The sequence below is a fragment of the Leuconostoc mesenteroides subsp. mesenteroides ATCC 8293 genome (assembly GCF_000014445.1).
Taxonomy (GTDB): Bacteria; Bacillota; Bacilli; order Lactobacillales; family Lactobacillaceae; genus Leuconostoc; species Leuconostoc mesenteroides.
On the sequence record NC_008531.1, the window covers coordinates 1,692,965 to 1,709,560 of the forward strand.

Genomic DNA, 16,596 nt, shown 5'->3' on the forward strand with positions numbered 1-16,596 from the left:
ATGATTATACTTTGTTTAACTTTTTATGAAAAATTTAAAACATTCTCACTTGTATTAATTATAACAAAAAAAGACGCTCTACGAACGACTTTTTTATTAGTGTATTATTTATAATGGCTTAATGTGCATAGTCAATTGCACGTGTTTCTCGAATAACCGTAACTTTAATATGTCCGGGATATTCCAGTTTTTCTTCGACATCCGACTTAATGTCGTGTGCCAATACTTTAGCTTGCAAGTCTGTAACCTTTGTAGGTTCAACAATCACGCGCACTTCTCGACCTGCTTGAATAGCATATGCTGTGTGAACCTCCTGATTATTATTTGCAATCGCTTCAAGATCCTTTAAACGTTGCACATAATTTTCTAGTGACTCGCTACGAGCCCCCGGACGAGCAGCGCTAATAGCATCAGCCGCAGCTACTAATTCAGCAATCGGCGAGATTGCTGCAACATCACCATGATGAGAAGCAATTGCATTGATTACAATTGGCTTCTCATTAAACTTCTCAGCTAATCTGACGCCTAATTCCACATGGGAACCTTCGACCTCAGCATCAACTGCTTTTCCAATATCGTGTATTAATCCAGCGCGTTTCGCAAGCGCGACATCCATTTTAAGCTCTGCTGCCATCATTCCCGCAAGTTTTGCGACCTCGATTGAATGCTGGAGCACATTTTGACCGTATGAAGTTCGATAGTTCATACGCCCTATCATCTTAATTAAGTCTGGGTGCATGCCTCGTAATCCTAGTTCAAAGACAGCTTGTTCACCCTTTTCACGAATCGTTTCATCCATTTGACGTCGTGATTTTTCAACCATTTCTTCAATACGAGACGGATTAATTCGACCATCCGCAACTAAGGCATCTAATGCCATTTTTGCGATTTCACGTCGAACAGGATCAAATCCACTCAAAACGACTGATTCTGGTGTATCATCAATAATTAAATCAATGCCAGTTAGGGATTCTAAAGTACGAATATTACGGCCTTCACGACCAATAATTCTTCCCTTCATATCTTCACTTGGCAAATTGACAACAGAGACAGTCACGTCAGCAACAGAATCAGCTGAGGAACGTTGAATAGCTTGCACAATAATATTACGAGCACGCTTCTCAGCTTCGCTAGTTGCTTCTTCTTCCGCTTCTTTAATCAAGGCTGCTCGTTGACGAGTCAAACTTGCTTTAGTTTCACTTAAAATTTGTTTCTTAGCTTCATCAGGAGACAGTTGAGCAATTTCTTCCAACTTGTCTTGTTGTGTAGTCAACAACTTCTGTGCTAATACTTCTTTTTTATCTGCGTCATCAAGGCGTGTCTGTACTTGATTTTCTTTTTGAATCAATGATGCATCACGTTGATTCAAGGCCGCATCTTTTTTATCGAGGTTATTGATGCGATCTTCTAGCCTTTGTTCTTGTTGCTGCAGATGCTTTTGACGATCATTATACGAATCATTAACTTGATTTCGATAAGTTTGTGCCAAATCTTTAGCATCAACTTCTGCTGCACGTTTCAAACTCTTAGCTTCATTATTTGCTTGTTCAAGAATGTTAGTTGCCATTTGCTCGGCAGAAATAACTTTATGCGCGTCTTGTGACTTGCGCACATAGTATCCAATACCAAGACCAATCACAATTGCGAAAAACACTGAAATGATTGTAACTACCATGTTAGTATATCCTTTCAGCTTGTGAATATTAGATTTCACATATATTAAGTATATATGTTAATTCATGACGGGTCAATAGAGTATTCCAGAGACCGATGAGTTGTTTTACAAAAATAAAAAAGAGCGTTTTAGCTCCTAATTTTTAAATCGACGGCTTAATTCTCGCTCTTGATCACGTTTTTTAATATCTTCTCGTTTATCATATTTTTTCTTTCCACGACCTATACCGACTAAAACTTTAGCAAAGCCATGTTTCAAATAAACCTTCAAAGGGACAATTGTTACACCTTGTTCCTGTGTTGCCTTCTCAAGAACTCGAATTTCTCGTTTGTGCAACAGTAATTGTCTGGTCCGTAATGGGTCAACATTAAATTGATTTCCTTGCACATAAGAGGAAATATGCACGTTGGTTAGTAAAGCATTACCATTGTGTATCGTTACAAATCCATCCCCTATGGTAATTTGACCCGCCCGAACTGACTTGATTTCCGTTCCCGTTAATGAGATACCGGCTTCAAAAGTTTCCGCAATGGCATAGTTAAATCGCGCTTTACGATTTTGAGCAAGATAATTTTCAGTATTTTGTTTCTTTTTTGCCATGACAAACCACCTTAAAAGTTACGTTTGCTATCCTGTTTATGCCCCTGTTTACTATCTAAGGGTGCTCTCTTTGGACGTGGTCCTTCTGATTTACCACGGCGCTCGTTTTTACGCCTCTCATCACGATTGCGACCTTTACCGAACTTACCATGTGCCTTTGAAGCTACACGAATATCTGTCGTTGGCGCATCTTCTGGATTAACCAATACAAAATCAACTACGCGCTCATCTTTATTAACACGCAAAACCTTGACTCGTACTTTTTGCCCAATTTGGAAAATACGATGCTTCGAACGGCCAATTAATGCAGCATGAGACTCATCATACTCATAATGATCATCAGTTAAGTTCGAAATATGAACCAGTCCTTCAACTGTATTCTCAAGACTAATGAACAAGCCAAACTTCAACGCTGAATTGACTACTCCATCAAACTCAAGGTTAACTTTATCCATCATGTATTCAGCCTTCTTCAAAGCATCAACGTCACGTTCAGTATCAATGGCTCGACGCTCACGTGAGCTTGTATCTTCACCAATTTTACCAAGATGACTAGCATACTTTTCTTGTGCTTGAACACCATGACCATGTCTCTCATACCATTTAATCAACCGATGAACTGTCAAATCGGGGTAACGTCGAATTGGTGAAGTAAAGTGAGTATAATACTCCGCACCCAAACCAAAGTGTCCAACTGGATCCGGTGAATATTTCGCTTGCTTCATCGCGCGCAACATCATCGTAGAAATCATTTGTTCAGCAGGATCACCGGCAACATCTTCCATTAACTTTTGTAACATGATCGGTGTTACTTTACTTGGATCACCAACAACTGGGTGCCCTAAAGCCTTTGAAAATTCAAAAAACGACTTAGCACGATCAGCATCAGGCGTCTCGTGAATACGGTACAAGAATGGTACTTTAAGTTTATCAAAATGCTCGGCAACGGTTTCATTGGCCGCTAGCATGAAGGATTCAATCATTCGTTCAGCGGTACCGCGTTCTCGCAACTTAATATCAGTGGCTTTACCATCTTCATCAACAATAATTTGTGCCTCAGGTGCATCAAATTCTATTGCGCCACGCTTTTTACGCATATTATACAGAATTTCATGTAGCTCACCCATCACTTTAAACATGGGTACTAATTTTGCGTACTCATCTTGGACGAAAACATCACCCTCTAAAATTTTATTGACTGCATCGTAAGTCATACGAGCATGAGATTTCATAACTGAGGTATGAAGTCTATGATTCACTACATTTCCTTGTGGATCAATTTCCATCTCTGCAGACATTGCCAAACGCACAACGTTTGGATTTAATGAAGCAATACCGTTAGATATATTTCTAGGCAGCATTGGAATAACACGATCAGTCAGATAGACAGATGTACCGCGATTATAAGCCTCAGCATCAATACTAGAACCTTCCGTCACATAGTGTGAAACATCTGCAATGTGCACACCCAGATGGTAGTTGCCATTGTCTAACTTCCAAGCAACTACAGCATCGTCAATATCTTTCGTGTCAGCACCATCAATTGTAACTAATGTTTGCTCTGTGATGTCCTCTCGGCCAGCCCATTCAGATTCGGAAACTTCACTTGGAATTTCGAGTGCATCATCTAACACCTCTTGCGGGAATTCATTTGGAACTTTCTTACTGTAGACGATTTGTAAGATGTCCATTCCTGGTTCATCTTTATATCCAAGTGTTTCGGTTACCGTAGCAATTATTTCTCGTGGATGGATTTTATCAGGAAAACGAGTAACTTCCGCTACGACTACCTGACCATCATTAGGTGTTAATCCGTCACCGCTAACTAACACTTTAAAATTCATTGTTTTCTTGTCGCTGAGGTGTAATTCACCAATCATGTTGCGAGCTTCTGAACCTAATGAAAAAGTACCTACTATACGCTCGTAAGCATGTTCAAGAATCTCTTCTACTTTACCTTCTGGTCCACGATCTGGTGTTGGTGATGGTTTTAATGTTGAAACACGTACCGTATCGCCCTGCATTGCTTGTAGTGTATTTTCTGGGTTAATAAAAAAGTCAGGTAATTCGTCATCGTATTTAACAAACCCAAAGCCCTTATCATTAGCACGATACTCGCCAATTGTATAGCCAGCATTTTTGTTATATTGATAACCATTTTTGATGTCGATAGCATCCCCGTCACGTACACTAGCGTTTAAAGCATTGACAACCTGCTTGTATTCTTGGCTATCTGTCATTCTTAAGCCGTCAGCTAAGTTTTGTGCGGTAAATATTTGCTCACGGTTAGCTTTCAAGAAGCCAGTAAGCTGTGATTTTAATTGTTCTAGTTCCATATGTTTTCCTTGTTAGTTTAATTTACTACCATGTAGTATGTATGTTATTTACTATAAATTGAGATAAAAAAAACCAGTTTACGAAAAAAGCGTAAACTGATTTTTTTAATGTGCTGAAATGTACATTAAGGCAAATCCAATGACAAACCATAATGCCCCAAGCACTGCTGTTGTACGACGCATAACAGCTTCAAATCCACGCGACTTACGTTCTGCGAACAAATCTCCTGCGCCACCTGATAATGCTGATAATGCATCTTGTTGTTTACTTGGTTGCATCATAACTGTCATAATAAGCAAAAAGCCTACAACAATTAGAGCAATAGTAAGTAGTTTTTCCACAGTTATATCCTCTATTAAATCGTTAACATTTATTATAGCAAATTTTACGCTAAATCGCCAATTTTGGCAAAATGTTATTAGTTTCCCAATGCCAAACTAAACATTAGAATACCACCAGCAATAGCTACATTCAAACTTTCAGCCTGTCCTTGAATAGGAATGTATAAGTTGGCTGTTGTTTTTTCTGCTAATTCAGCTGACATGCCTTGTCCCTCATTACCAACAATTAAACCAAATTGTGTGCTTGGTTCAACATCGCGATATGATTTTGCTTTTTCATTTAATTGTGAACCATAAACTGGAAGATTATTAGTTGCCAAGGCAGCAACCCACTCGCTTAAGTCTCCATTCAAGACTTCTAAATGGAATTGAGATCCTTGCATAGCACGTACAACTTTGGGAGCAAATGCATCAGCTGTGCCAGCACCTAAAACAACACCTTTAAAACCTGCTGCGTCTGCTGTTCGCACTAATGTGCCAACATTTCCAGGGTCTTGAATCTTATCTAACAACAACCATGCACCATCGTGAACATAGCTGGGATCAAATGTCTTTTCAGGTAAACTAATCTCTGCAAAAATACCTTGTGGAGTATTCGTACCAGCAATATGTTTGGCAACTTCTTCACTGATTTCAAAAGCCGGAACACCATGAGGCACATTTGGGAGATAGTCAGCCATTTGTTTTTCTGTAGCCATTATTGCATGGAATTTTGCACCAGCCTTAACCGCCTCTTCAACTAAATGCAAGCCATCGAGCAAATAAGTATGATTCTCTTGACGACCTTTCTTTGTTGCAAGTTTTGCCCATGCTTTCACACGTGCATTTTGATTTGAAATAATTCTTTCCATGTGTATTTCTTTCTGTTCTTTCTAAGAACTGACAAAAGTACGTCAAAAAATTGACGTACTTACTTCGACCGCTGTTGCTTCCCAGCATTGCGATTCTTTTTGTTTTGATTTTTTACAACGTTTGGCGCATCAGTAACTTTTGTGTTTCCTGCATTGGCATTTGGTACTTTAATATCCTCTGCCATTAAATCATCAGCAGTCTTTTGAATTTTAAATTCAGCTGTAACGCGTTTTTCTAAACCAGGACGTTGATAGTGTTGAATTAATGTCTGGATTAAAGCAAATATACCGCCGATAACGAAGTATAGGCCAATAGCACCACTTGCAATCATAGCAAAAACAAAAATCATTATAGGACTAACAAACATCATTGCAGCTGATGTCTTACGTTGTTCCTCAGGCATATGTTGCATCATTAACCAAGCCTGAATTAGATAAATAATACCGGCAACGATGGCAAAAACTAATTGTGGTTTCCCAAGGTCAAATCCTAAGAAGGATGCACCCTGCAAAGCTGGTGCATGCAAAATAGCAGAATATAATCCTGAGAAAATAGGCAATTGCATTGCCATTGTCAAAAATGAAATGCCACCAATAACACTGACATCATTTTCTCGATATAATGACATCATCGCCATACTAGCTTTTTGTTGTTCTTCTGTCGTAGCTGCCTTACGAGATAAAGTTTGTAATTTATCAATTTCCGGCTTCAACTTCTGCATTTTAATTTGATTGACAGTTGTATTAACTTGTTGATTCAAGAAAAATGGTAACAAAATCAAGCGGAAAATTGCAGTTATAACGATAATTGCCCACCCAATACCGTTTACACCACCGATAAAATGAGCGATATTAGTCATTAATTCAGCCAATGGCTGACCAATCCAACGATACATTCTACTGTGTTGATTATAACCACCAGTAAGCAAAATAATATCAAAAATAACAAACGCAAACGTCAGAACGCGTTTTAATTGTTTCATAATCAGGGTTTCTCCTTGAAAATCATGTTAAAAAAGTTGCGCACAATTACAAGATACTATTATAGCAAGAATTACCCACGAATAGCAAAGTCATTTGTTTCAAACAATGGAATATTTGTTGTGATAACTTTGTCAACGCGACTATAAAAGCCTGGCCCCTTCTCGAGCACCGACAAAAAATCTATTAAATCACTTTGTGAACCCTGAGCATGTATTTTAACAGAACCGTCTGTTTGGTTACTTACCCAACCAACAATATTGTGTTGCTGTGCAGTTCGTTGTGCAAACCACCGAAAACCAACACCTTGTACTAAACCAAAAACATCAACTTCAATTGCTTTCATTTTTTTCCTCAACGTACAAAGGTAAATATACTGTGAAAATTGACCCTGAGCCTTCTGCACTTTCTAATGCAATTGTACCACCATAAGCCTCTACCAAACGTTGAGCAATACTTAGTCCCAGCCCAGTTCCCCCTTTGGCTCGTGATCTCGCCTTATCAACGCGATAAAAGCGATCAAAGACACGTTTTGCATCTTCCGGTTTCAACCCTTCACCAAAGTCTTGTACGCCAATTTCAACACGATTTGCTGTCTGTGACAAGGCAAAATGAATTTCATGACGATCTAGAGAATACTTTACAGCATTGTCAGCTAGAATAATTAGAATTTGTTCCATATGATCTTGACGAATCTTAACCCTTGCCTTCGTTGATAAATCATCATCTAGGGTAAAAGAAAAGTCAGGATGTATCATTTTAAAGTTGTCATAAACACGATGCATTGTACCGCCAACATCAGTAATTTCTTTCACGTTATCAACTGGAATTTGCTCAGCACGTGTTAAATTGAGCATTTCGTTAATCAGTGTCTCCATTCGTTGTACTTCTGCCAGAGAGGATTTGATTGAATCTTCCAAAACCTCTGGATCATCTTTACCCCAGCGATTCAGAAGTTCCATGTGGCCTTTCACGATTGTTACCGGCGTACGGAGTTCATGGGAAACATCTGAAACAAATTGCTGTTGCGCACTGATTAATGCTTGTAGACGGTCAATTGTGCGATTTAAAATACGTGTTAAATCAGAAAACTCATCATTTGCACCAACTTCACTGGCACGTACTTCTGTCATCGGATCATCTTCAAAAGCTTCAATGGTGGTTTCAATTAATCGGACTGGTCGTAAAATTACTTTAGTTAAGATAAGTGCAAATATGAATATTGCCAAACCACCGAAAGCAATAATAACCCACAACCAAAAAATAACTTCATTCGGCAGTGCACCATAGTGATGCTTTATCAACCCAGAAAGCAATAAAGCAAATACTATAAATATAACAAAAAAGCCGGACGCCATTCCAAGTGCTAACTGCCAGCGCAGTGAGAATCGGCGTACAGCTTTTTTAGTTGTTTCTTTTTCATTATTGTCCATAATTAATTAGAATTAGCTGCGCATCACGTAGCCAGTACCACGTACTGTTTGGATATATGATGCCTTACTTTCAGGATCATCAATCTTATTACGCAAGTAACGAATATACACATCAACAACATTCGTTTCTACTTCAGAATCAAAACCCCAAACTTCTTTCAATAATTGCTCACGAGATTGAACCACATTAATATTTTCTACTAATGTTAATAGCAAGTCGTATTCACGCTTTGTCAAATTAATAATTTGATCATCGCGACGTGCAATACGATTTTCCTTTTCAATACGGAGGTCTTTGAAGTTAATAATTGAACGATGCTTATCGTTTGTTTCAGTCTCAATTGCAATACGGCGCAAAAGCGAACGAATACGAGCCAATAATTCTTCAATTGCAAATGGCTTTACCAAATAATCATCAGCGCCATAATCCAATCCAGAAACACGATCAATCACTGAATCACGAGCAGTCATCATGATGATTGGTGTTTTTTTAACTTCACGCAATCGACGTGCAACTTCTAAACCGTTTAGTTCAGGCAACATCAAATCGAGCAAAATAACATCGTAATCATTTTCTAATGCTAAATCTAGCCCAGAACGACCATCATTCACCGTTTCAGCTTCATATCCTTCATGTTTAAGCTCAAGACCAACAAACTTTGCCAAGTTTTCTTCATCTTCAACAATCAATACTTTACTCATTTTTTGTCCTCAATGTTTTAAATCGGCAGAAGCCGAGTCTATTTGTATTACTTCCCTTTATTTTAGAGCATTTGTTTAACTCTTGCAAGTGTTTTCTCATTCTTTGAAAAAATCGTCTAATTTTGACAACCGAGGGTCAATTTTGGGTTCGTCTTCTATCATTTTCTCATTTTCATAAGCTTCTTGACTGATAACATGCCAATCTTTTCCGGAGGGCAAATTATCGCCGGTCTCTTCCTCAGGGGTTAAAATCTGTAAAGGCAAAGTTGCTATAATATTATCCAAAATAGCATCGTCCACATTTAAGGAATCATTCTCAAGTACAAAAACAGCCTCGGTTTCTTCAAAATCCTTGAGACGACTCTCATCTTCAATGTATAATTCAGAAAATGCTAAATTAATTGGCACAACCACGGGGTCTAATGACCGTGAAGATGGTACTGTGATATTTCCTAGAACATTCACGTCTAAAGTGATATCATCATTATCTAAATAGTTAATGCTCCCCGTAACTTCAAGGGGTGATAACGCTAAGACAGTTTCTGAAAAACGACTTTTAGCTTGTTCCTCCAAATTCAAAGTTTCTTCGATAATTAACGGACTTTGACGGTATTTTAATAATTGATTTTTTGCATATTTCATACTATTTCTCCCAATATAATGGCATTCGTGTCACATCTTGTGTCGGCGCACCTTCATTTGCCAGTAATTGCCACACTTTACCAGCTTTATAATCTAAGCGCAGATTACTTTTAGCCAAACTTGAATCAACTTTACTGATAAGGGGCAATGTTACTTGTTTTTTAATTTCATTTAAGTATTGCTGCCCCGTTGAAGTAAATCCTAGAATACGCAAGTATGGGTCCTGCATAGCTGCTTGCATCTGGTCTACCTTAATATTAAGCAAAGTATATAATAATGTACGCTGTATTCGAGTAAACGTATAACGTTTAGATTTGGTCGATTTAATAAAGCTTTGATAGCTTTGTGGACCAGAATCATTTAGAGCTGTTTTAGCAAAACGATGCTCCAACCCCTCGGCCATTTGATAAATTTGACCTAGTTGACCAACTGTATCTGTTGTTAACCGGTACTTCAGCATTGACCAGAATTTACTTTCGAAATCAATTGTATTGGCAGCGGTATCTAATGCTACTTTGGTCGCTTCAGGCACCACATTTTTGATTTTTTCAGTTTTTCCCTTGTGTAAAGCTAAACGAATAGATGACGCTGAGGCAATCGATTGTTCGTCTGTAAAGTTGGCATCATGATAATTTGCTTCAGCGCGTTGAATAGGTATAATGCCAATGTTAGCCTGTTGGTTTAGAATAGCACTAGCATAACCAAGCGCTAGAATATCATTAGGCTCTTCCAGTTTAAAGCTAGTTTCAGCCTCTAATTGTTTAGCATACGCACTAGCAAAGGTTTGCGTATGATTCTTAAATTCTTGTCCTTCTGCAATAGTTGGTGCTTGTTTAGCTATGGATAGAAAATCAACCTCTGGATGCTCACTGCCAAATACAATATTATCGACACCAAGAGCGGATAATAATTGAATCGCTCCATCAGCAAAAATATGACTTGGTTGCACTGCAAAAAAAGTGGGTAACTCAATGACTAAATCCACACCATTTTCCAAAGCCATTTGTGTTCTTTGCCATTTGTCAAATAAGGCTGGTTCACCACGTTGCACAAAGTTACCAGACATAACGGCCACCACTACATCCGCACCAGTTAATTTCTTGGCTTGTTGAATATGATAAATATGCCCATTATGAAATGGATTATATTCCGTTATTATTCCGACTGCTTGCATTATTTCACCGCCCTAAAAAACCAACGTTCTGTGTTTTCATCAATATTATTTTGTCCAAAGTTCGCAAAAACTTCAATATTATGAAAACCAGCACTTCTTAAGGTTTCTTGATATGTCTTTAAATCATAGGTTTGCTCATGATGAATTTCGCGCATAATCTTAAAAGCGTCAATTGCCTCATCATACACAAAAAACTTTAAGTCATGGTCAACACTATTCTCTTGCTCACCAGGATAACTAGTCCACATAAAAATGTTTTCATCGTCGTCATCATTATTGTAGTAATAATTATCGTACAGCACGTTAACCTGGTAAGGTGTTATCACATCAAATAAAAATTGTCCGCCAACCGCTAAATGGTCATACACTTGTTGAATAGCTAATTTAAAATCAGATAAATTTGGTAAATAATTTAAAGCATCTGCAAAACTAACAATGATAGGGTATTCCTTTTTCCAATCAGAAAAGTCACGCATGTCAGCTTGCAACAAAGATAAGTCAACGTTTGCTTCATTAGCATGCTTTTGTGCCAATGACAGCATTTCAGGTGACAAGTCTAGCACATCAACAGTGTAGCCAAGCTGTGCTAATAAAACTGCTAATCGTCCAGCACCCCCACCTAAATCCATAATAGATGTAGCTTTACTATTTTTTGTCACGAAATCAACCCACTCTTGATATAATTCTGAATCAAACAGTTGGTCATATTTTTCCGAAAATGTAGAGTAATTGTTATTTATTTCATTATTCATAATTTTAATTTTAACATGGTGTCGGTCTGAACGGTTATATTATTGTTCTTACAAACTAAAAAATCGAGACAGTGGCCTCGATTTTGCTTAATTTTCTGTTAATAGATTATCAAGATTAACATAGGGGGCATCATTCCACAAACGTTCTAGGTTGTAAAAATCGCGACCTTCTGTCGAGAATATGTGGACGATAACATCCCCTAAGTCCATAAGAACCCATTCCCCTGCTTGGAATCCTTCCATAAAGCGAACCGATCCGCCCGCTTCTTGTATTTTATCTTTAACTTCCGTAGCAATAGCTTGCACCTGTCGTGTAGACGCAGCGTCTGCAATGACGAAGTAATCTGCCATTAAGCTCACTTTGCGCATATCAAGTGCAACAATATTGTTTGCTTTCTTATTATCAACTGCCTCCACGGCAGTATTTAAAGTATCTTGTACATTTAATGCTGTTGTTGTCATATTTTATTTTTCTTTCTTAACCCAATAATTATACGTTTCAAGTGATTTAGGATAAATTGGTGTTTCTTTGTGAATCAAACGTGCTAAGGTATGAACGATTTGATATTTAATGCCTTGCGCTAAACTTTGGTCAGTAATCGTACGGGCTTCCTCTACCCCTTTGAAATCACGACCTAATTCTAAATAATCTGCCATAAATATAACTTGTGACAACTTATTCATACTAGCGCCCGCACCTGTTGTGTGCTGACGGACAGCAGTTAATATATCTTCATCAACAATTCCTAGCTCGTTACGGATCATTTCCGCCCCAACAATACCATGCCAGACATAATTTCCCCAGTTAATCAAATCCGGATCCATATGCTGGGTTTCAATAACCTTTAAAAAATCATTATCTGATCGCTCTTTGGCATAATCATGGACCAAAGCAGCAACTTCTGCCTTGTCAACATCAACATCATTGGCCTTGGCCAATTTCACTGCATAGTCTCGTACACGCAAAACATGCTGGTAACGATAATCAGATAATTTTTCGGAAATTTTTGCTTCTAAATCAGTAATTGTACCATTAAAATACTTAGTCATATAAGCCTCTATACAAATCGTACTCTCGAATAAATAGTGCTTCACGTTCTGGCACCAAATAATTAATACTCTGATTCATACGAATTCGCGTCCGTACTTCTGAAGCGCTGACGCTAATGTTTGGAACATCAAACCATAGCACGGGATAATCGGACGTTGTCTCTTGTCCAGAATGGACACCTGCAGCAAACGTAACAATTTGACTTAACTCATCAATATGATCCCAAGTGGGTAACTTTCTCACTGTATTTGCACCCATGATAAAATAATATTCATTTTCTGGATGCGTATCCACAAGTTCTTTCATTGATTGGTAAGTATGAGATTCACCGCCATTACGGATTTCCAATAATTCAAGTTCAAAAAAAGGATTATCCAAAATTGCCATGTGAACCAATTGCATTCGATAAGACGGTTCAATTGCGCTAGCATGAGTAGCATCAACCGGCTGTGCATTAGGCATCCAATAAACTTTTTCAAGTCCAAGCTGTTTCCCAACACATTCTGCTAAAACCAACTGCCCAACGTGCGGTGGATTAAAGGTACCACCAAAAATTCCAATACGATGTTTGGTCTCACTTGGTTCTAGTTCTAATTGATGTTTTAGTGCAGTTGTTGATGTTCCAATCATAGCCATCTCCTCAGATTTTTGCTAGATCTAATGAAATCTTCTTATATTTGTCTTCTTTTGCTGGTAAATACAAAACAACCGTACGACCAATTGTCTGTGCAACCGTAATATCTGAATGTGCTTCAATAAAATCAGCAACTTCTTTTGCTGTTTCGTCAGCACTTTGCTGCAAACTAATTTTGACTAGCTCTCTTTTAGCCAGTGCCAGAACAATTTCATCAACCCAATTCTGAGTCAATCCATTTTTTCCAACTGAAAAAATTGGCGATAACGTGTTTGCTTGTGAACGTAAATAACGTTTTTGTTTTCCTGTTAATTGCATTAAATCATTGCCTTTCGAATGAGGACGCTGACGCCCTTTGGTGCCCAACCAGCTACTTTTATACCAGCCGGTACGCTAATCCAACCTAAACCTGAAAAGACAATGTCACTGTCTTCAGTAATGCTGAATTCGTGTTTGATTAGATTTTGTAGCTGACTTGGTGCTGGTACTAGCAGCCCACCTGCATGCTGTTCATAAAAATCATCCGCACCGATAAGCTTCGTACGGTGCAAGTTCAAGTTATTTTCAAAATAAGCCGTTATGGCACTACGCGCACCACTGATAAAATCAAAACGTGCCAGACCGCCAATGAAAATTGTTTGTTCTGGATTTAATTGATACGTCCGTGGCTTAATTTCATTTTTTGGTAGTGCAAACTTTAAGTCCTTATCGGTTAGCACATGAGCCATCTGATCGCGCTTAATAATTCCTGGTGTGTCAATTAGTTGCTGACCATCTTCCAATGGAATTTCAATGCGATCAAGTGTGGTCCCTGGAAATCTCGATGTAGTAATCAAATTTTGAATCCCTGTACGAGACTTGATAATTTGATTGATTAATGTTGATTTACCAACGTTGGTAACCCCAACGACGAAGACATCACGTCCGTCACGGAAATTATCGATGGTATCCAATAAGTCGTCTAAATTTTTGGGACGGGTTGCAGACGTCAAGAAGACGTCGACGGGTTGAATACCTTGTGCCTTCAATTCAGTGCGCAGCCAATTTTTCAAACGATTCTTATTTAATAGCTTAGGTAATAAATCAACCTTGTTAGCTACTACTAAAATTGGATTATCTTTTCCAACAAAGCGAGGTAATCCAGAAATTGCAGAACCAGTTACATCAAACACATCAATAACATAAACAATCAATGCCTTGGTATCTGAAATTTGATGAAGCAAGTTGGCAAAATCATCATCAGTAAGTTCTACTGGCTGAATTTCGTTATAGTGACGTAAACGAAAACAACGTTGACAAAATAATTCTTCACTGCTAATAGATTTTTTGAGGGCGCTCATTGGCAAGTAACCTATTTTGTCTTTATCTTCGACTTGCATCAAAGCACCACAGCCAATGCAGCGCAATCCTTCATTTAATTGTTCTTGAACATATTCATCAGTAATTTCAGTTGTCACGTAACGTTTTCTCCCATTTTAAGTGTGGATGTGCTTGAAACACAATTTTTTTGACATATTTCTCAATCCGACGATTTAACCATGTTTGCCACATGTCTGACTCAATTAAGCGTTGTACAAGTACACTACGTACGCCAGCACTATGCGCTGCCCAGACATCAGTCAACAGTTGGTCTCCCACCATAATGACTTCTTGTCGCTTTAAATGGTGCGTGCGCAATACATGCAAGATACCTCGCGGCAATGGTTTTAACGACCATGAAACAAATTTGACATCAAGTGGTTTAACTGCTTTTTCGACGCGTTTCGTAGTATTATTAGAAACCACAATTAATTCAATACCACCATCCCGTAAATCTTGTAACCACTGCTTTAATTCAGGTGTTCCATCTGGGTTGTTCCACGCTAACAATGTATTATCTAAATCCGCGAGTACGGTTTTAATACCACGCGCTTTCAAATCTTCAACAGTTAAATCGTAAATTCGTTCAACCATATATGTTGGTGTAAAGTGTTCTAAGCGCATTATGTCCCATCGTCCGTTTATTTTATTCTTTTCCCATTATAACAAAAAAACACGTATGTCGTGTTACGTGTTTGACTAATACCAATTATTAACTTGCCAATGAGCAATAGCATTAGCAACAGTTCCATAGCGAGCAGAGATATACTTCTGCATTGCTTCTAACTGGACTGCATAATTACCATGATAATCTTTTCCCGGAACATATTGCGCGTAGTAATTTTCAGACAGCTGACCAATACCATAGTATGCACCGTTTTGAGCATTGACGTTTCCGCCACTTTCATGTTGGATTAACCATTGTATGTCTGATGATGCAACCGGTGTTTCTGTTACGGTTGTATTCTGTGTTGACTGATTACTTTCTGCAACGACCTGTGTTGGTTGCGTCTCATTCACTGTAACAGCTGTTTTTGACACTTCGGCAGTCGTTGTTGCAGAAGATACACTGGTTACTTGCGCTATATCTGCAGCTTTTTCTTGTGCTTCACTTGGTTGCGAATTCGCTTTAACTTCATTTTTCTCACTAGAAGTTACTACTTTTTTAGGTATTGCTTCAACTTTAGTAAGCTTAACATCCGTAAATGATGAAATGGCAGAACTAACTGCTTTGACATTCACGGTTTGATTCATACTGGCGGCTTCAGCAGGCTGGTTTTCTGTTTCAAGTTGCGTTCCCAAAACAACTAAAGATAAACCAGTTAATAGGGCACTTATTATTATTATTCTCTTCATCATGTAATCCATTGTGCCGCCAAAATATTACGTAAATATTACAAATGATGATAAAAACGTGGTCTAAAAATACTTAATATACAAAACTTTGATAAGCGTTTAACTAAATGTGTAATATTTAGTAATTTGGTAACCAATTAGTTACCACAATCAGTGCAATCATTATTAAATACATTGACCAACCCCATACAATGTGACCCAAAAATTCAGAGAAATGTTCTGAAAACGGTTGTTTTAAAGCGGATGGAATGGTTTTCGTAGCTGGTAAAATAATAATATGGAAAATGATCCAAATCACAACACCATACACGCTACCTTGTCCAAACGTAACAATAGGGAAATATTGATCAAGCAAAACTAACAATACACCGAAGGCAATCGAAAAAGAAAAGTGCATGATTAGCGCTACATAGTGCACTTTTTGATCAGTAGCATAATAAAAATAGGCGTGCGTCCATTTTCGTGGTATACCCATTTGTTGCAGCAACCGCTGTGGCGGATTAGTTTCATCACGTTCTTGTGTTCTTGGTGGTAAAATCGCTTCCCAGCCGATTTTAACCATTCCAGAAATAACCCCTGCAATCGTTCCAATTACAACGACAGCCAACAAAAATTTCAACATAAATTTCTCCCTTACCAACTAAAATATTTCACTTTTTATACTACACGTTATTTTTATATTACAAAAGAGCAACGCTCATAAGAAGG

General features: G+C 38.1%; 20 protein-coding genes. All 20 read right to left on the reverse strand.

From position 1 onward, the window contains the following. Nucleotides 1–118 precede the first annotated feature (118 nt). The 20 genes from rny to LEUM_RS08495 all read right to left on the reverse strand — a co-directional run bounded on the left by rny (nucleotide 119) and on the right by LEUM_RS08495 (nucleotide 16,510). The gene (gene rny, locus LEUM_RS08400) at nucleotides 119–1,675 is read right to left on the reverse strand and encodes a ribonuclease Y (RefSeq protein ID WP_011680331.1); all 1,557 of its coding nucleotides are present in this window, start codon (nucleotides 1,673–1,675) and stop codon (nucleotides 119–121) included. 135 nt (nucleotides 1,676–1,810) lie between these two features. After that, nucleotides 1,811–2,275, reverse strand: a complete 465-nt coding sequence (gene smpB, locus LEUM_RS08405) for an SsrA-binding protein SmpB (protein WP_011680332.1) — start codon at nucleotides 2,273–2,275, stop codon at nucleotides 1,811–1,813. Between the two features lie 11 nt (nucleotides 2,276–2,286). Further along, a complete protein-coding gene (gene rnr / locus LEUM_RS08410) occupies nucleotides 2,287–4,611 on the reverse strand; it encodes a ribonuclease R (RefSeq protein ID WP_011680333.1) in 2,325 nt (774 codons plus the stop codon). A gap of 105 nt (nucleotides 4,612–4,716) precedes the next feature. Continuing rightward, a complete protein-coding gene (secG, locus tag LEUM_RS08415) occupies nucleotides 4,717–4,953 on the reverse strand; it encodes a preprotein translocase subunit SecG (RefSeq protein WP_002815749.1) in 237 nt (78 codons plus the stop codon). A 77-nt stretch (nucleotides 4,954–5,030) separates the two neighbouring features. After that, a complete protein-coding gene (locus LEUM_RS08420) occupies nucleotides 5,031–5,804 on the reverse strand; it encodes a TrmH family RNA methyltransferase (RefSeq protein ID WP_011680334.1) in 774 nt (257 codons plus the stop codon). Nucleotides 5,805–5,863: 59 nt separating this feature from the next. Then, nucleotides 5,864–6,787 carry a membrane protein insertase YidC gene (gene yidC, locus LEUM_RS08425; RefSeq protein WP_010289906.1) on the reverse strand — a complete coding sequence of 308 codons (924 nt, stop codon included), beginning with the start codon at nucleotides 6,785–6,787 and terminating at the stop codon, nucleotides 5,864–5,866. A 71-nt stretch (nucleotides 6,788–6,858) separates the two neighbouring features. Further along, the gene (locus tag LEUM_RS08430) at nucleotides 6,859–7,131 is read right to left on the reverse strand and encodes an acylphosphatase (RefSeq protein ID WP_010289909.1); all 273 of its coding nucleotides are present in this window, start codon (nucleotides 7,129–7,131) and stop codon (nucleotides 6,859–6,861) included. Beyond that, complete coding sequence (locus LEUM_RS08435; RefSeq protein ID WP_011680335.1) at nucleotides 7,118–8,218, reverse strand: sensor histidine kinase; 1,101 nt, start codon at nucleotides 8,216–8,218, stop codon at nucleotides 7,118–7,120. Before LEUM_RS08435 ends, LEUM_RS08430 begins: the two co-directional genes overlap by 14 nt. Before the next feature lie 12 nt (nucleotides 8,219–8,230). Further along, the gene (locus tag LEUM_RS08440; RefSeq protein ID WP_011680336.1) at nucleotides 8,231–8,920 is read right to left on the reverse strand and encodes a response regulator transcription factor; all 690 of its coding nucleotides are present in this window, start codon (nucleotides 8,918–8,920) and stop codon (nucleotides 8,231–8,233) included. Between the two features lie 96 nt (nucleotides 8,921–9,016). Beyond that, on the reverse strand, nucleotides 9,017–9,562 hold the full coding sequence (locus LEUM_RS08445) for a YceD family protein (protein WP_011680337.1): 546 nt from the start codon (nucleotides 9,560–9,562) through the stop codon (nucleotides 9,017–9,019). Between the two features lies 1 nt (nucleotide 9,563). Continuing rightward, nucleotides 9,564–10,736, reverse strand: a complete 1,173-nt coding sequence (locus LEUM_RS08450) for a nucleotidyltransferase (RefSeq protein ID WP_011680338.1) — start codon at nucleotides 10,734–10,736, stop codon at nucleotides 9,564–9,566. Next, a complete protein-coding gene (locus tag LEUM_RS08455; RefSeq protein WP_011680339.1) occupies nucleotides 10,736–11,488 on the reverse strand; it encodes a class I SAM-dependent DNA methyltransferase in 753 nt (250 codons plus the stop codon). Before LEUM_RS08455 ends, LEUM_RS08450 begins: the two co-directional genes overlap by 1 nt. Before the next feature lie 87 nt (nucleotides 11,489–11,575). Further along, a complete protein-coding gene (gene rsfS / locus LEUM_RS08460) occupies nucleotides 11,576–11,950 on the reverse strand; it encodes a ribosome silencing factor (protein WP_011680340.1) in 375 nt (124 codons plus the stop codon). Between the two features lie 3 nt (nucleotides 11,951–11,953). Next, a complete protein-coding gene (gene yqeK, locus LEUM_RS08465) occupies nucleotides 11,954–12,538 on the reverse strand; it encodes a bis(5'-nucleosyl)-tetraphosphatase (symmetrical) YqeK (protein ID WP_011680341.1) in 585 nt (194 codons plus the stop codon). Next, the gene (locus LEUM_RS08470; protein WP_011680342.1) at nucleotides 12,531–13,169 is read right to left on the reverse strand and encodes a nicotinate-nucleotide adenylyltransferase; all 639 of its coding nucleotides are present in this window, start codon (nucleotides 13,167–13,169) and stop codon (nucleotides 12,531–12,533) included. Before LEUM_RS08470 ends, yqeK begins: the two co-directional genes overlap by 8 nt. Nucleotides 13,170–13,179: 10 nt before the next feature. After that, nucleotides 13,180–13,491, reverse strand: a complete 312-nt coding sequence (gene yhbY, locus LEUM_RS08475) for a ribosome assembly RNA-binding protein YhbY (protein ID WP_002815764.1) — start codon at nucleotides 13,489–13,491, stop codon at nucleotides 13,180–13,182. Continuing rightward, nucleotides 13,491–14,630, reverse strand: coding sequence for a ribosome biogenesis GTPase YqeH (gene yqeH / locus LEUM_RS08480; RefSeq protein ID WP_011680343.1), 1,140 nt, complete (start codon nucleotides 14,628–14,630; stop codon nucleotides 13,491–13,493). The genes yhbY and yqeH overlap by 1 nt, the downstream gene beginning before the upstream one ends. Then, the gene (locus LEUM_RS08485; protein WP_011680344.1) at nucleotides 14,620–15,156 is read right to left on the reverse strand and encodes a YqeG family HAD IIIA-type phosphatase; all 537 of its coding nucleotides are present in this window, start codon (nucleotides 15,154–15,156) and stop codon (nucleotides 14,620–14,622) included. The genes yqeH and LEUM_RS08485 overlap by 11 nt, the downstream gene beginning before the upstream one ends. A 75-nt stretch (nucleotides 15,157–15,231) precedes the next feature. Then, nucleotides 15,232–15,900: an aggregation-promoting factor C-terminal-like domain-containing protein gene (locus LEUM_RS08490; protein ID WP_010293994.1), complete on the reverse strand. Its 669-nt coding sequence runs from the start codon at nucleotides 15,898–15,900 to the stop codon at nucleotides 15,232–15,234. A gap of 106 nt (nucleotides 15,901–16,006) precedes the next feature. Continuing rightward, nucleotides 16,007–16,510 (reverse strand): DUF1440 domain-containing protein, encoded by a 504-nt coding sequence (locus LEUM_RS08495; RefSeq protein ID WP_011680345.1) that lies wholly within the window; start codon nucleotides 16,508–16,510, stop codon nucleotides 16,007–16,009. Between the last annotated feature and the right edge of the window lie 86 nt (nucleotides 16,511–16,596).

Coding starts and splice junctions, on each gene's coding strand:
- rny (WP_011680331.1), bottom strand. CDS start 1,675: ATGGTAGTTACAATCATTTCAGTGTTTTTCGCAATTGTGATTGGTCTT.
- smpB (WP_011680332.1), bottom strand. CDS start 2,275: ATGGCAAAAAAGAAACAAAATACTGAAAATTATCTTGCTCAAAATCGT.
- rnr (WP_011680333.1), bottom strand. CDS start 4,611: ATGGAACTAGAACAATTAAAATCACAGCTTACTGGCTTCTTGAAAGCT.
- LEUM_RS08420 (WP_011680334.1), bottom strand. CDS start 5,804: ATGGAAAGAATTATTTCAAATCAAAATGCACGTGTGAAAGCATGGGCA.
- yidC (WP_010289906.1), bottom strand. CDS start 6,787: ATGAAACAATTAAAACGCGTTCTGACGTTTGCGTTTGTTATTTTTGAT.
- LEUM_RS08430 (WP_010289909.1), bottom strand. CDS start 7,131: ATGAAAGCAATTGAAGTTGATGTTTTTGGTTTAGTACAAGGTGTTGGT.
- LEUM_RS08435 (WP_011680335.1), bottom strand. CDS start 8,218: ATGGACAATAATGAAAAAGAAACAACTAAAAAAGCTGTACGCCGATTC.
- LEUM_RS08440 (WP_011680336.1), bottom strand. CDS start 8,920: ATGAGTAAAGTATTGATTGTTGAAGATGAAGAAAACTTGGCAAAGTTT.
- LEUM_RS08445 (WP_011680337.1), bottom strand. CDS start 9,562: ATGAAATATGCAAAAAATCAATTATTAAAATACCGTCAAAGTCCGTTA.
- LEUM_RS08450 (WP_011680338.1), bottom strand. CDS start 10,736: ATGCAAGCAGTCGGAATAATAACGGAATATAATCCATTTCATAATGGG.
- LEUM_RS08455 (WP_011680339.1), bottom strand. CDS start 11,488: ATGAATAATGAAATAAATAACAATTACTCTACATTTTCGGAAAAATAT.
- rsfS (WP_011680340.1), bottom strand. CDS start 11,950: ATGACAACAACAGCATTAAATGTACAAGATACTTTAAATACTGCCGTG.
- yqeK (WP_011680341.1), bottom strand. CDS start 12,538: ATGACTAAGTATTTTAATGGTACAATTACTGATTTAGAAGCAAAAATT.
- LEUM_RS08470 (WP_011680342.1), bottom strand. CDS start 13,169: ATGATTGGAACATCAACAACTGCACTAAAACATCAATTAGAACTAGAA.
- yhbY (WP_002815764.1), bottom strand. CDS start 13,491: ATGCAATTAACAGGAAAACAAAAACGTTATTTACGTTCACAAGCAAAC.
- LEUM_RS08485 (WP_011680344.1), bottom strand. CDS start 15,156: ATGCGCTTAGAACACTTTACACCAACATATATGGTTGAACGAATTTAC.
- LEUM_RS08490 (WP_010293994.1), bottom strand. CDS start 15,900: ATGGATTACATGATGAAGAGAATAATAATAATAAGTGCCCTATTAACT.
- LEUM_RS08495 (WP_011680345.1), bottom strand. CDS start 16,510: ATGTTGAAATTTTTGTTGGCTGTCGTTGTAATTGGAACGATTGCAGGG.